The organism is Pseudomonas sp. PvP028 (assembly GCF_017832255.1).
In the GTDB taxonomy this organism is placed as follows: domain Bacteria; phylum Pseudomonadota; class Gammaproteobacteria; order Pseudomonadales; family Pseudomonadaceae; genus Aquipseudomonas; species Aquipseudomonas syringae.
Window position 1 is genome coordinate 3107270 of record NZ_JAFIBL010000001.1, and the last position, 14137, is coordinate 3121406.

Annotated in this window: 14 protein-coding genes; 7 read left to right on the plus strand and 7 right to left on the minus strand. The window is 59.5% G+C overall.

Annotated elements, in window-relative coordinates; genetic code table 11:
- Window positions 1-60: 60 nt before the first annotated feature.
- Window positions 61-1197 carry an elongation factor P maturation arginine rhamnosyltransferase EarP gene (earP, locus tag JOE34_RS13730; RefSeq protein WP_074952140.1) on the plus strand — a complete coding sequence of 379 codons (1137 nt, stop codon included), beginning with the start codon at window positions 61-63 and terminating at the stop codon, window positions 1195-1197.
- Between the two features lie 99 nt (window positions 1198-1296).
- Complete coding sequence (locus JOE34_RS13735) at window positions 1297-1866, plus strand: elongation factor P (RefSeq protein WP_002554550.1); 570 nt, start codon at window positions 1297-1299, stop codon at window positions 1864-1866.
- A 102-nt stretch (window positions 1867-1968) separates the two neighbouring features.
- Here JOE34_RS13735 and JOE34_RS13740 read toward each other — a convergent pair whose 3' ends face one another.
- Both JOE34_RS13740 and JOE34_RS13745 read right to left on the minus strand, forming a co-directional pair.
- Window positions 1969-2388, minus strand: coding sequence for an organic hydroperoxide resistance protein (locus JOE34_RS13740; RefSeq protein WP_003342698.1), 420 nt, complete (start codon window positions 2386-2388; stop codon window positions 1969-1971).
- 202 nt (window positions 2389-2590) lie between these two features.
- On the minus strand, window positions 2591-3064 hold the full coding sequence (locus tag JOE34_RS13745) for a MarR family transcriptional regulator (protein ID WP_003342696.1): 474 nt from the start codon (window positions 3062-3064) through the stop codon (window positions 2591-2593).
- A 189-nt stretch (window positions 3065-3253) separates the two neighbouring features.
- Between JOE34_RS13745 and JOE34_RS13750 the strand changes: the two genes are divergently transcribed.
- Complete coding sequence (locus JOE34_RS13750) at window positions 3254-4000, plus strand: sulfite exporter TauE/SafE family protein (protein ID WP_003424767.1); 747 nt, start codon at window positions 3254-3256, stop codon at window positions 3998-4000.
- On the opposite strand, the gene JOE34_RS13755 is transcribed toward JOE34_RS13750, so the two are convergent.
- Window positions 3990-4844 carry a LysR family transcriptional regulator gene (locus JOE34_RS13755; RefSeq protein WP_003314677.1) on the minus strand — a complete coding sequence of 285 codons (855 nt, stop codon included), beginning with the start codon at window positions 4842-4844 and terminating at the stop codon, window positions 3990-3992. The two genes, JOE34_RS13750 and JOE34_RS13755, sit on opposite strands and share 11 nt — an antisense overlap.
- Window positions 4845-4938: 94 nt before the next feature.
- Between JOE34_RS13755 and JOE34_RS13760 the strand changes: the two genes are divergently transcribed.
- Window positions 4939-5172 carry a DUF1127 domain-containing protein gene (locus tag JOE34_RS13760; RefSeq protein WP_003342689.1) on the plus strand — a complete coding sequence of 78 codons (234 nt, stop codon included), beginning with the start codon at window positions 4939-4941 and terminating at the stop codon, window positions 5170-5172.
- A gap of 27 nt (window positions 5173-5199) precedes the next feature.
- On the opposite strand, the gene JOE34_RS13765 is transcribed toward JOE34_RS13760, so the two are convergent.
- Window positions 5200-6546, minus strand: coding sequence for a 3-deoxy-7-phosphoheptulonate synthase class II (locus JOE34_RS13765; protein WP_004411146.1), 1347 nt, complete (start codon window positions 6544-6546; stop codon window positions 5200-5202).
- Between the two features lie 169 nt (window positions 6547-6715).
- On the opposite strand from JOE34_RS13765, the gene JOE34_RS13770 reads away from it, so the two are divergent.
- Together JOE34_RS13770 and JOE34_RS13780 are read left to right on the plus strand one after the other, a co-directional pair.
- The gene (locus JOE34_RS13770; RefSeq protein WP_209995977.1) at window positions 6716-7477 is read left to right on the plus strand and encodes a spermidine synthase; all 762 of its coding nucleotides are present in this window, start codon (window positions 6716-6718) and stop codon (window positions 7475-7477) included.
- 421 nt (window positions 7478-7898) lie between these two features.
- A complete protein-coding gene (locus JOE34_RS13780; protein ID WP_170855933.1) occupies window positions 7899-9605 on the plus strand; it encodes a DEAD/DEAH box helicase in 1707 nt (568 codons plus the stop codon).
- A 90-nt stretch (window positions 9606-9695) separates the two neighbouring features.
- Here JOE34_RS13780 and JOE34_RS13785 read toward each other — a convergent pair whose 3' ends face one another.
- The gene (locus JOE34_RS13785) at window positions 9696-10463 is read right to left on the minus strand and encodes a class III extradiol ring-cleavage dioxygenase (protein WP_003393803.1); all 768 of its coding nucleotides are present in this window, start codon (window positions 10461-10463) and stop codon (window positions 9696-9698) included.
- Between the two features lie 101 nt (window positions 10464-10564).
- On the opposite strand from JOE34_RS13785, the gene JOE34_RS13790 reads away from it, so the two are divergent.
- The gene (locus tag JOE34_RS13790) at window positions 10565-11221 is read left to right on the plus strand and encodes a thiopurine S-methyltransferase (protein WP_046266052.1); all 657 of its coding nucleotides are present in this window, start codon (window positions 10565-10567) and stop codon (window positions 11219-11221) included.
- 430 nt (window positions 11222-11651) lie between these two features.
- Here JOE34_RS13790 and htpX read toward each other — a convergent pair whose 3' ends face one another.
- Window positions 11652-12539: a protease HtpX gene (gene htpX, locus JOE34_RS13795; RefSeq protein ID WP_161421310.1), complete on the minus strand. Its 888-nt coding sequence runs from the start codon at window positions 12537-12539 to the stop codon at window positions 11652-11654.
- A gap of 265 nt (window positions 12540-12804) precedes the next feature.
- A complete protein-coding gene (locus JOE34_RS13800; RefSeq protein ID WP_046266072.1) occupies window positions 12805-14016 on the minus strand; it encodes a pyridoxal phosphate-dependent aminotransferase in 1212 nt (403 codons plus the stop codon).
- Window positions 14017-14137: the final 121 nt, after the last annotated feature.

The following is a 14137-nucleotide window of genomic DNA, read 5'->3' on the forward strand; positions in this document are numbered from 1 at the left end:
ACAACGTGCCGTTCTGAACGACAATCAGCGTTTTTTGCCATCCAGCCTCAGGGAGCCAGGATGAAAGCCTCGTGGGACATTTTTTGCAGCGTAGTCGACAACTACGGTGATGCGGGCGTGACCTGGCGCCTGGCGCGCCAGTTGGTTGCCGAGCATGGCTTGCAGGTGCGTTTATGGATCGATGATCTGTCGGCCTTCGTTCGCTTATGCCCCGGTGCCGATCCCCAGGCCCGGCAACAATGGCAAGAGGGCGTGAGCGTCTGCCAGTGGCCGACCGAATGGCTGAACACCGATACTCCTGATGTCGTCATCGAAGCGTTCGCCTGCCGCCTGCCGACGCGCTACACCGAAGCGATGCTGCAGCGTTCGCCAAGGCCGCTGTGGCTGAATCTCGATTACCTCAGCGCCGAGGACTGGGTGTCTGGCTGCCACGGCCTGCCTTCGCCACAGTCGAACGGTTTGAAGAAGTTCTTTTTCTTCCCGGGTTTTTCCGAAGCCACGGGTGGCCTGTTGCGCGAAAAAAACCTCATCGAGCAGCGCCAGGCGTTTCAGCAAAACAGCGCGGCAAGGCAAGCCTTCCTGAGCGGGTTGGGTATCGAAGCGTTGGCCGATGCGCGCCTGATCTCGGTATTTGCCTATGAAAATCCCGCGCTCGGCAGTTGGCTTGATGCCCTGGTCTGCGACAGCCGGCCGACGCATCTTCTGGTGCCAGAGGGGCGCATACTCGGCGACCTGCAGCGTTGGCTGGGTAACAAAGATCCGCTGCGCGCCGGGTTCATTCAGGCCTGCGGCGGGCTGACGGTTCAGGTCCTGCCGTTCATCCGTCAGGCGCTTTACGACCAACTGCTCTGGAGCTGCGATTTCAACATTGTGCGCGGCGAAGACTCGTTCGTGCGTGCGCAGTGGGCGGGGCGGCCGATGCTCTGGCACATCTACCAGCAGGAAGACGACGCGCATCTGCCCAAGCTCGATGCGTTTTTAACGCTCTATCTCGCGGGTCTTTCGCCGGCAGCCGCGCAGGCGCTGAATCAGTTCTGGCAGCGCTGGAATGTCGGTGGCGACCTTGGCGAGTGCTGGGCGGCGCTGGCAGAACACTGGCCGCAGATCCAGCACCATGCCGAACACTGGTCCCAGCAACAAGCCGCACAGACTGATCTTGCCACGGCGCTGGTGCAGTTTTATGTAAATTCGCTATGATACGCGGCCTTGATACAAGGCTCTGTACGAAAAAGGCCTGCGCAGGTTGTTTCTCGTACAGAGCCTTTGGTTAATTCCATCCAAATTCGGATATATGCAATGAAAACTGGTAAAGAGCTGAAACCCGGTACCGTGATCCGTCTCGAGAACGATCCTTGGCTGGTTCAGAAAGCTGAGTTCACCAAATCCGGTCGTAACAGCGCGATCATGAAGACCAAGCTGAAAAACCTGCTGACCGGTTACAAGACCGAGATCGTTTACAGCGCCGACGACAAGCTGGACGACGTGATCCTGGATCGCAAGGAAGCCACCCTGTCTTTCATCAGCGGTGACACCTACACGTTCATGGACACCACTGACTACACCATGTACGAGCTGAACGCCGAAGACATCGAAAGCGTTCTGCCTTTCGTTGAAGAAGGCATGACCGACGTCTGCGAAGCCGTGTTCTTCGAAGACCGTCTGGTTTCCGTCGAGCTGCCGACTACTATCGTGCGTCAGGTTGACTACACTGAAGGCTCCGCTCGTGGCGACACGTCGGGCAAGGTCATGAAGCCTGCCAAACTGAAAAACGGCACCGAGCTGAGTGTTGCTGACTTCATCGAAATCGGCGACATGATCGAGATCGATACCCGTGAAGGCGGTTCCTACAAAGGCCGTGCGAAGTAAGCACGGTTTTGTAACCCCGTTACGCAAAAAACCCGCATCGCTGCGGGTTTTTTTGTGCCTGAGGTTCTTGTGAGGTGGCCGTTACTCAGGCGTCAGACCGGATCAGACCGTTACATGCAGGCGCACATCGACGTTACCGCGAGTGGCGTTGGAGTAAGGGCAAACCACGTGAGCGGCATCGACCAGTTGCTGAGCGTCGGCTTGCTCCAGGCCTGGCAGGCTGACATGCAAATCGATGTCCAGACCGAAACCGCCTGGAATCTGGCCAATGCCTACATGGGCGGTAATCGAGGTGTCTGCCGGAATGCTGCGTTTGCTCTGACCGGCCACGAACTTCAATGCACCGATGAAGCAGGCCGAATAACCGGCAGCGAACAGCTGCTCAGGGTTAGTGGCTGCGCCGCCAGCACCACCGAGTTCTTTCGGGGTCGCCAGCTTGACGTCGAGAATCTTGTCGTCGGAAACAGCACGACCATCACGGCCGCCGGTGGCGGTTGCAACTGCGGTGTAAAGAGTGTCCATGATTTTGCCTCGTTCGATGAAGGTTTGATTGCGCTAAATACTTGCGCGCTAACTAATCGCAAAGCAAAGGTAGTCCAAGGATAGTTTGCGCGCAAGCTAATTTTGCAAAAAGGTCGAGGATGGTCGTTGGAAGCAAGAAAACATGCTTGGAGCACCTGTCAGACCTCACGCGCGGTGACGAGAGGCAGGTCTGCACTTTTTCCTAGAGGCTGTGGTGCAGGTGCTCGCGCAGCTGCAGCAACTGGGCTTGCAGGTCGCGAAGCTTTTCCATGGTCAGCCCGCTCGACGAAAGAACACAGCCAGGGACGGTCAAGGCCTTCTGCTGCAATTCGCGGCCCTGCGCAGTCAGGTGAAGCAGCACCACCCGCTCGTCTTCCTTGCTGCGCGTACGGCTGATGAAGCCCTCACCTTCGAGGCGTTTGAGCAATGGCGTCAATGAGCCCGGATCGGTGAGCAGGCGGGTGCTGACATCCCCCACGGTAAGCCCGTCCCTTTCCCACAGCACCATCATCGCCAGGTACTGCGGATAGGTGAGCCCGAGCGCCTGCAGCAGCGGCTTGTAAACCTTGGTCATCATCAACGACGTGGAATACAGGGCGAAACACAACTGGTTATCCAGCAGCAGCGAATCGCAATCGGCAGGTGCGGCGCGGGTCGGGCTTTCGTCGGCGCTCATATCAGGTCCTCAAACTCGGTCGGATGAGTTTAACTTAGTGTTGCACTCTTTAATGCGCCAGATAATTTTGCTCATGTGCGCTCAACGCGCTGGGATTGTGCGTGACGCGTGAAAAAAAACGGCGCCATCGGGTGTCGGTCCAGAGCAGGACTGCGTAGCATTTGCTCATTGATTGGGTGGGGATGCAGTGTGATTGAAATTGTGATGTTTGTGTTGCTGGGTGCAGCGATGGGCACCCTGGGAGGATTGTTCGGCATCGGTGGTGGTCTTGTGGCAATTCCCGCACTCGGGGTGCTGTTTGGTCTGGATCAGCAACTCGCTCAAGGGACCGCCTTGTTGATGGTCCTGCCCAATGTGTTGCTTGCCTTGTGGCGTTACAACCAGCGCAACCGGATTCTGCTGCGTAATGCGCTGATGTTGATCATCCCCAGTTTCATTTTTGCCTGGTTGACCTCACTGCTCGCGGTCCGCGTCGACCCGCAGGGCATGCGCCTGGCCTTCGTCGGTTTTCTGGTGGTACTGACCGTGTTCAACGTTGCGCAGATGTATTGGCGCAGCAAACAGGCCGCGGGCGGGTTGCGTCATGAAAAGTGGCTATGGCTGCTGGGCGTCGGGTCCGGCGTGACCGGTGGTCTTTTTGGCGTTGGCGGCGGGGTAGTGGCGACGCCGATCCTCACCAGTGTCTTTGGCGCGACCCAGGTCGTGGCCCAAGGGCTGGCGCTATCCCTGGCGGCGCCGAGCACCGGCATCACGCTGGTCACCTACGCGCTGCACGATCACGTCAACTGGGCAATGGGCATTCCGCTGGCCATTGGCGGCCTGGCCAGCATCAGTTGGGGCGTGAAGCTGGCGCATTCGTTGCCGGAGCGCACCCTGCGCCTGATGTTCTGCGTGTTTCTAGTGCTCTGTGCGGTCATTCTCGCGCTCAAGGTTTGAAGCCGGCGATGATGTAATCGGCCATGCATTCGGTGATGGGCGAGGGATTTTCAGGCTTGCGTAGCAGGACGATGCTGGCGGTTGGCAACTGTGGCAATTGTTCCGCCTCGCCGAGGATACGCAAATCCGCTGTGGCCAGGCTCTGGAACTGCGCGGTGACTGCCAGGCCTGCGCTGACCACTGCGGTGATCGCCGCCATGCTCGAGCTGCTGTAGGCGATGCGGTAGTCACGCCCGACGCCGTCCAGCGCATTGCATGCCCAGTCACGACAGAAGCAGTGGGTGTTGAACATCGCCAGGGGAATGGGCGTTTGCTCATGCGGGGCAAAGCCGATGGCCTCCATCCACATCAGACGTTCCTGACGCAGCAATGTGCCGATCTCGGTGCCTGGCTTGCGCGTGACAATGGTCAGATCCAGGTCGTGACGTTGCAGCAGAAGGTCCGATGGCTCGCAATGCACTTCTACCTGAACCAGCGGATACGCTTGGGCGAACTGCGCCAGAATGCCGGGCAGGAAGCGCATCACGTAATCGTCAGGCGAGCCGATTTTTACCACGCCGATCATGTGCGGCTCGCGCAAGGTGTTGAACACCTCGCTGTGCAGCTTGAGGATTCGTCGCGCGTAACCGAGCAATACCTGGCCCTCGGCGGTCAGGTTCAGGACCCGACCTTCACGCTGAAACAGCGGGCGCTGCACGACATCTTCTTCCAGACGCTTCATCTGCATGCTGACCGCCGACTGAGTGCGGTTGACGGCTTCGCCTGCACGGGTAAAACCACCGTGATCGGCAATCGCCACGAAGGTGCGCAACAGTTCGGTATCAATGCTCGGGTAGGTGGCCAATACATCAATCTCCCAGATGGAAGGCATAACGAACATTCGTTGGATTGATCCTACGCCCGAAGCGAGACTTCAGTCATCCCACAAGGAGGGCAAGATGATGAAAGGTCAGAAACAATGCGTAGGGGTGGAAAGGGCTGATGGGTGTTTGCAGGCGGGCGCGGTGTTCACAGTGCTCAAGGGTCATCTGCAGCGCTGGCTGGAGTTGCACCGCCAGCGCCACCTGCTGGCGCAAATGAGTGACGGAACACTTAAGGACCTGGGCTTGAGCCGTGCCGACATTCAGCAGGAAGCCGAACGTCCGTTCTGGGACGACCCGCTCAAGCATTGAGCGGGCAGTTGGCCCGGGTTTCCTGTATTAGCGCCTGACCTGCTTGAGGGTCTCGGCAATCAGGAAGGCCAGTTCCAATGACTGATCGGCGTTCATGCGTGGGTCGCAATGCGTGTGATAGCGATCCGAAAGGCCGTCTTCAGTAATCGGGCGCGCACCACCGATGCATTCGGTGACGTTCTGTCCGGTCATTTCGATATGAATGCCGCCCGCGTAAGTGCCCTCGGCCTGGTGGACTTGAAAGAACTGCTTCACTTCGCCAAGGATCTGCGCGAAATCGCGGGTCTTGTAGCCACTGCTGGCCTTGATCGTGTTGCCGTGCATCGGGTCCGAGCTCCACAGCACCTTGCGGCCTTCGCGCTCGACGGCGCGGATCAGCTGCGGCAAGTGATCAGCCACCTTGTTGGCACCCATGCGGGCGATCAGGTTCAGGCGGCCCGGGTCGTTGTCCGGGTTGAGGATGTCGATCAAGCGAATCAGATCGTCGGTATTCATGCTCGGGCCGACCTTGACGCCGATCGGGTTGTTGACCCCGCGCAGGAACTCGACATGCGCGCCGTCCAGCTGACGGGTGCGGTCGCCGATCCACAGCATGTGCGCCGAGCAATCGTAGTAATCGTTGGTCAGACTGTCGCGTCGCACGAAGGCTTCTTCGTAGTTGAGCAGCAACGCTTCGTGAGCGGTGAAGAAGCTGGTTTCGCGCAATTGCGGCGAGCTGTCCATGCCGCAGGCGCGCATGAACGCCAGGGTTTCATCGATACGCCCGGCCAGCTGGCTGTATTTTTCGGCGAGCGCCGAGTTGGCGATGAAGTCCAGGTTCCATTTGTGGACCTGATGCAAATCGGCAAATCCGCCCTGAGCGAAGGCGCGCAGCAGGTTCAGGGTGGCGGTGGACTGGTTATAGGCCTGCAGCAGGCGCTCCGGGTCCGGCACACGGCTCTTCTCGTCGAACCCGATACCGTTGACGATATCGCCGCGGTACGCCGGGAGCGTCACGCCGTCGATGATTTCGTCATTGGCCGAGCGTGGCTTGGCAAATTGCCCGGCCATGCGTCCGACTTTCACCACCGGGCAGCCGGCGGCAAACGTCATCACGATTGCCATCTGCAGCAGGACCTTGAACGTATCGCGAATCTTGGCGGCGGAAAACTCCATGAAGCTTTCTGCGCAGTCGCCGCCCTGCAGCAAGAACGCACGCCCTTGGGTCACTTCGGCAAACTGACGGCGCAACTCACGGGCTTCGCCGGCGAACACCAGCGGCGGATAACTGGCCAGCGTCTGTTCGACCCGGTGCAGGTGCTCGGCATCAGGGTAGTGAGGTTGCTGCTGAATCGGCAGTGCCCGCCAGCTGTCGGGGCTCCAGGGTTGGCTCATTATTGGCTCTAGAGTTGTGCAATCGGATCGGCATGTTAGCAGTTCGCCGTTGCTCTGCCAGTCTGGTGCGGAGCATTGGAGCGGTGCTGTACGCCACAACGTGTGACAAAGCCGTGCGCTTGCCCGACAATTCGTATTTTGCGCTCAGCGCAGGCAACCAGGAACGGTGATGACGGAAGAGCGTGAGCGCGTAGAGCGAGTCCTGGCCGAGGTCCACGACGACTTCGGCATGATTCGCGTGCTGGAAGTGGAGGACTACCGCTTTCTGGAGTTTGGCGATGCCATCGAGCAAAGCTGCACCTTTACAGCCGATCCGAGCTGGCTGGAGTACGACTACACCCGGGCGATGCTGATCGGCGCGCTGTGCCATGACGCGCCGGAAAGCGCGCTGTTTCTGGGGTTGGGGGCCGGTACGCTGACCCAGGCCTGCATGAAGTTCCTGCCACTCGAGGACGTGGAAGTCATCGAGCTGCGCCCGGATGTGCCACGTCTGGCCATGGAGTTCATGGGGCTCGACGACGATCCGCGACTGTATATCCGCATCGGCGATGCGCTGGACCTGCTGGACAGCGCCGAGCCTGCCGACCTGATCTTTGTCGACCTGTACACCGATGTCGGGCCTGGCGTCGGGCACCTGGCCTGGAATTTCCTGCAGAGCTGTCAGCAGCGGTTGAACCCGGGCGGCTGGCTGATCATCAATCAGTGGGCCACTGACGACGGCAAACCGCTGGGAGCGGCGTTGTTGCGCGGCCTTTACCACCGTCATTACTGGGAGCTGCCGGTGAAGGAGGGCAACGTCATCCTGCTCGTGCCCGCCGACCTGGATCAGACGCTGGATATCGACGCGTTGAGCGGGCGAGCCGAGGCACTTGCGCCGCATCTGGGCTACTCGCTGGCGTCGCTGATCAGGGCCATTCGTTCCGCCACCTGAGCAGGCGGCAGGTGAGTAGGTTGTTCTGAAAACGGGGTGGGACAATTCGCCACACCTCGAAGGCCAGAATGCCGGTCATGTGCAAGAATAGGTTAAACGTTTAAGCGGCAATGCCCGCAATCTCGGGCCCGCGCCCTGATCAAGCGGTCTTCTGCCCGCACTCAGGGCCTGCCGCCGCTCAAAAATGGCGCAACGTTTCGTAAAAAAAGACTCACCAAGGTGCGTATTTCCGGTATAGTGCGCGCCGGTCTTTAACAGGACCCTCGTCAAGGTATTGCAATTTCCCGAAGCCAGCTTCGGCTGCTTGTTCGCTCTGCGGACTATCCTAGGCGATCCATTCATCAAACGTTTTCGCAAATCCCCGCCGACAAAGCAGCCAGGGTGACTTTAGGGTCGTACACGGCACGCGCAGCTTTGGAGCATGGGTCTTTGCGGATGCACTAGAGGCAGACCCATGACCCAGGAATTCGGCGGCTTCGCCGCTTTTGAACTTCATCCAAATATCCTCGCAGCCGTTATCGCCACTGGCTACGAAGAGCCGTCGGCCATTCAGCAGCAGTCGATCCCGATCATCATGGCCGGCCACGACATGATCGGTCAGGCGCAAACCGGTACGGGTAAAACCGCCGCTTTCGCACTGCCTATCCTGCATCGGATCGACCCGAGCAAGCGCGAGCCGCAAGCACTGATCCTGGCCCCGACCCGCGAACTGGCACTTCAGGTTGCCACCGCGTTCGAGACCTACGCAAAACAAATGCCGGGCGTGACCGTTGTAGCGGTCTACGGCGGCGCGCCGATGGGCCCTCAGCTCAAGGCTATCCGTAATGGCGCACAGATCGTCGTCGCTACCCCGGGCCGTCTCTGCGACCACCTGCGTCGTGACGAGAAAGTCCTGGCGACCGTGAACCACCTGGTTCTCGACGAAGCGGACGAAATGCTCAAGCTGGGCTTCATGGACGACCTCGAAGTTATCTTCAAGGCCATGCCGGAAACCAAGCAAACCGTATTGTTCTCGGCTACTTTGCCGCAGTCGATCCGTGCCATCGCTGAGCGCCATTTGCGTGATCCGAAGCACGTCAAGATCCAGACCAAGACCCAGACTGTTACCGCGATCGAACAGGCTCACCTGCTGGTTCACGCTGACCAGAAGACCTCGGCTGTACTGAGCCTGCTGGAAGTCGAAGACTTCGATGCCCTGATCATGTTCGTCCGCACCAAGCAGGCGACCCTGGATCTGGCCAGCGCCCTTGAAGCCAAAGGCTACAAGGCTGCCGCACTGAACGGCGACATCGCCCAGAACCAGCGCGAGCGCGTTATCGAATCCCTCAAGGATGGCCGTCTGGACATCGTTGTGGCGACCGACGTTGCTGCCCGTGGTCTTGACGTTCCGCGTATCACTCACGTATTCAACGTGGACATGCCTTACGATCCAGAGTCCTACGTTCACCGTATCGGCCGTACCGGTCGTGCCGGTCGCGAAGGTCGCGCACTGCTGCTGGTGACGCCTCGTGAGCGCCGCATGCTGCAAGTGATCGAGCGTGTTACCGGTCAGAAGGTTGCGGAAGTCCGCCTGCCGGATGCCCAGGCCGTTCTGGATGCGCGCATCAAGAAACTGACCAACAGCCTGTCGCCGCTGGTCGCCGATGCCGAATCGACTCACGGTGATCTGCTCGATCGTCTGACTGCCGACATCGGCTGCAGCCCTCGCGCTCTTGCCGCTGCACTGCTGCGCAAGGCTACCAACGGTCAGGCACTGACCCTGGCAGCCATCGAGCGCGAGCGTCCACTGGTTCCGAACAACGCCCCACGCGGTGATCGTCCAGAGCGCAGCAGCGACCGTGGTGATCGTCCTGAGCGTGAGCGTCGTGCGCCGGTTCCATTGGCCGAAGGCCGTGCTCGTTGCCGTACCGCGCTGGGTGCGCGTGATGGTATCGCTGCCAAGAACCTGCTGGGTGCCATTCTCAACGAAGGCGGCCTGGCCCGCGAAGCGATCGGCCGTATCCAGGTTCGTGACAGCTTCAGCCTGGTTGAACTGCCGGAAGATGGTCTTGAGCGTCTGCTGACCAAGCTCAAGGACACCCGCGTTGCTGGCAAGCAGCTCAAGCTGCGTCGCTATCGCGAAGACTGATCTGCTCTTGAGCTGATCGGCCAATAAAAAATCCCCGACTGGTTCGGGGATTTTTTTGCCTTGGATTCAGGCAGGTTGGCGCTATTGGCTTCACCCGAACCGATAGATATCCATCCCGAGTGCGCCCATGGTGAAGCCCTGATGGGCAATGCCGAAAACACCGCCAGCGCCGCGTGCGAAATACAGCGGCAGCAGGTGCTCGTCACTGGGGTGCGCACGGGCCGCGTGAGGGGCGAGGCTGCGGTAGTGGTGCAGTGCGGCTTCGTCGTCGTTTTGCAGTTTGTCGATCATCCAGTCGCGAAACGCGGCAGCCCAGGGCTCGATACTGTCGGGGCCGGCGTTCCAGTCAAGGTCACGCAGGTTGTGCGTGATGCTGCCTGAACCGATGATCAGCACACCCTGTTCACGCAAGCTGGCCAGTGCCCGGCCCACGCGGGTCTGTAATTCCGGCCCCTGGCGGCTGGGCAGCGAAACCTGCACCACCGGAATATCGGCGTCCGGGTACATCAGCGACAAAGGCACCCAGACGCCGTGGTCGAAGGGACGTCTGCTGTCGATGCGTGCAGGCAGGTCGCTGGCGGCAAGCAGTTCAACCACCTTGCGCGTCAGTTCCGGCAGCCCTTGCGCCGGGTACTGCACTGCAAACAGTTGGGGCGGAAAGCCGCCGAAGTCATGCCATGTCTCGGGTTGTGGGTTGCCGTTGACGATCAGCTCATGGCTTTCCCAGTGGGCAGACACCATCACGATGGCGCGAGGCCGGGGCAGGCTGGCAGCCAGTCGCTTCAGAGCCGGGCCGCTTTCGCCGGGTTCCAGCGCCAGCATGGGGGAGCCATGGGAAATAAACAGGCTGGGGAACATTTAAAGCTCCAGAATAGTGGGATGACTCATAGTCGGTCATTTTTATGATCTAAATCTAATATAAGTTCTGGCGCTTTTTTATCGAATTTTCAGGAGGTTTCATGCAGGCGGATTTTTGGCTGCAGCGCTGGAGTGCCGGGCAGATCGGCTTTCACCAGTCAGAGGTCAATAAGGACCTGCAACAATATTGGTCCTCGCTGAATGTTGTTCCGGGAGCGCGGGTTCTGGTGCCGTTATGTGGCAAGAGCCAGGACATGAGCTGGCTGAGGGGAAAGGGGTATCACGTGGTGGGCGGCGAGCTTTCCGAGGCAGCGGTGGGGAGCTATTTCACCGAGCGTGGTGAGCAGCCGCAGATTACGTCGCAGGGCGACTTCAAGGTTTATGCAGCGCCGGGTATCGAAATCTGGTGCGGTGATTTCTTCGCGCTGACTGCGCGCGATATCGGTCATTGCGCGGCGTTTTACGACCGCGCCGCGATGATCGCCTTGCCAGCGGACATGCGTGAACGCTATGTGCAGCACCTTGAAGCGCTGATGCCGCGGACGTGCAGCGGTTTGCTGATTACCCTGGAATACGACCAGGCCCTGCTCGAAGGCCCGCCATTCTCCGTCCCGCAAACATGGCTGCACAGGGTCATGTCAGGGAACTGGGAGGTCACCAAGGTTGGTGGGCAGGATACGCTGCACAGCAGTGCCAAGGGGTTGAAGGCCGGATTGGAGCGTATGGATGAGCATGTTTATGTGTTGGAACGTGTGTAACTCTGAGCGCGCAAGCCTCCCGACTCTCACTTCCGTGGATGTGCATTGAGTCAATTCTGGGAGGCAGCACAACGTCATGGCTTGTCCATAGCCACTGCACATAAAAGCGCTTTTTTATCGCGATGGCACTGACGACGCAGGGTGCGACGTAAGTGACGGCTGAGTCATGGCGCTGATCCGGGGGTAACTCGGCAGGACGCCGAGTTAGCTGCACCGGGCCATGGATGGCCCGTTGCAGCGACCCCCGGATTAGTGACGGGGCGAAGGAACCCGACGAAGTCGGGCCGGAAACAGGAGCGAGGGGATTTGCCTACTTTGGCCCCATCAAAGTAGGTCGCCGAGGGGCGAAAAGGTGACCTGAGTCGAACTTCATTTCCCCTGACAAAGAAAAACCAGCGTCTCACGCGGAGCGTGGGTGCGACCATCTGATTCAACCGCGGCGGCGCAGGGCCTCGATGCGTTGCTCCAGCGGCGGGTGGCTCATGAACAGGCCGGCGAGGCCCTTCTTGAGACCGGCATTGATACCGAAGGCGGTCAGGCTGTCAGGCATGTTCACCGGGACGCCCTGTTCGGAACGCAAGCGTTGCAGCGCGCCGATCATTGCACTCGTACCCGCCAGTCGTGCACCGGCATCGTCAGCGCGGAATTCGCGTTTGCGCGAGAACCACATGACGATGGCGCTGGCCAGAAAGCCCAGTACCAGCTCGGCGAAGATCGTCGTGATGTAGTAAGCGATGCCCTGACCGTTTTCAGTCTTGAAGATCACCTTGTCGACGAAATTACCGATGATGCGGGCGAAGAACATCACGAAGGTGTTCACCACGCCCTGCACCAGCGCCAGCGTCACCATGTCGCCATTGGCAATGTGGCCGATCTCGTGCGCCAGTACGGCTTTCACCTCATCCGGCGAAAAGCGCTCGAGCAGGCCCTGGCTGACCGCAACCAGGGCATCGTTCTTGTTCCAGCCCGTGGCAAACGCGTTGGCTTCGTACGCTGGGAAAATACCGACCTCCGGCATCTTGATGCCCGCGTCGCGGGACAGTTGTTCAACGGTCTGCAGCAACCATTGCTCATGGCGAGTGCGAGGCTGGCTGATGATCTGAGTACCGGTGCTCATCTTCGCCATCCACTTGGAGATGAACAGCGAGAACAGCGAGCCCGCGAAACCGAACACAGCGCAGAAAACCAGCAGCTGATTGAGGTTCAGATCAACCCCGTTGGCCGCCATGAACCCATTGAAGCCAAAAAGGCTCAGGGTGATGCTGGCAATCAGCACGACCGCAAGGTTAGTGGCCAAAAACAGCAAAATGCGCATCATGGTCGAAACGTTCTCCTCAGGTAAATATGTAACTCGATGCCGGGTATATAAGGTGATGCTTGCTGCTATTCAACAGAGGGACTATTTCAAACTGTGTCCTCTTGTCGCAATCAATGGTAATCCCGCAAGGCTGAACGGCGCCTGAGCCAGAGCGGTCGATGCCTGAAGCGTTTGTGGCAGGGCGCTCATGATGTTTCAGGCACGCAGAAATAAACTGCCCCGAGCGGGTCGGGGCAGAGAGGTCAGGCGGGAGGGCTGTGGCTGTTTACTGCCGATAACTCTTGAGGAAGTTACCGATGCGGCCAATGGCCTGCTCCAGCTCATCGACGCGGGGCAGGGTTACGACGCGGAAGTGGTCAGGGTATGGCCAGTTGAACGCCGTGCCCTGGACCACCAACAGCTTCTCGGACAGCAGCAGGTCGAGGACGAACTTCTCGTCGTTGAGGATCGGGCAGACCTTCGGGTCAATGCGCGGGAACGCATACAGCGCGCCCATCGGCTTCACGCAGCTGACACCGGGAATGTCGTTGAGCAGCTCCCAGGTGCGGTTGCGCTGTTCCAGCAGACGGCCAGGAGGAAGAATCAGGTCGTTGATGCTCTGATAGCCGCCCAGCGCGGTCTGGATGGCGTGCTGGCTCGGTACGTTGGCACACAGGCGCATGTTGGCCAGAATGTCGATGCCTTCGATGTAGCTCTGCGCGTTGTGTTTCGGCCCGGAAATGGCGATCCAGCCGGAACGGAAGCCCGCAACCCGATACGACTTGGACAGGCCATTGAAGGTCAGGCACAGCAGGTCCGGCGCCAGCGAGGCGGTGCAGATGTGCACTGCGTCGTCATACAGGATCTTGTCGTAGATTTCGTCGGAGAACACCACCAGATTATGCTGGCGGGCCAGTTCCAGCATGCCCAGCAGTACTTCGCGCGAGTACACCGCACCTGTCGGGTTGTTCGGGTTGATGATGACCATGGCCTTGGTGTTCGGGGTGATCTTGGCCTTGATGTCTTCAAGATCAGGCCACCAGTTGGCCTGCTCGTCGCACAGGTAATGCACCGGGCTGCCACCGGACAAGGCGACAGCAGCGGTCCACAGCGGGTAGTCAGGGGCCGGAACCAGCACTTCGTCGCCATTGTTGAGCAACGCCTGCATCGACATCACGATCAGCTCGGACACGCCGTTGCCCAGGTAGATGTCTTCGATGCCGACACCTTCGACCTGCTTCTGCTGGTAATACTGCATCACCGCCTTGCGGGCGCTGAACAGGCCCTTGGAGTCGCTGTAGCCCTGCGCAGTCGGCAAGTTGCGGATCACGTCCTGCAGAATTTCGTCCGGCGCCTCGAAACCAAACGGCGCCGGGTTGCCGATGTTCAGCTTGAGGATGCGATGGCCTTCCTCTTCCAGGCGTTTGGCGTGCTTGAGCACTGGCCCGCGAATGTCATAGCAGACGTTTGCGAGCTTGTTCGATTTGTTGAACTGCATGGTGATGATCCCGAAAATGGACGAGCTGTCGCCGGCTTGCAATGAAGGTCGCTACATTCGCCATGAAAATGGGTTTGTGTACGACAAACGCGGGTGCCAGACTGACGTCTGACCTGGCGCA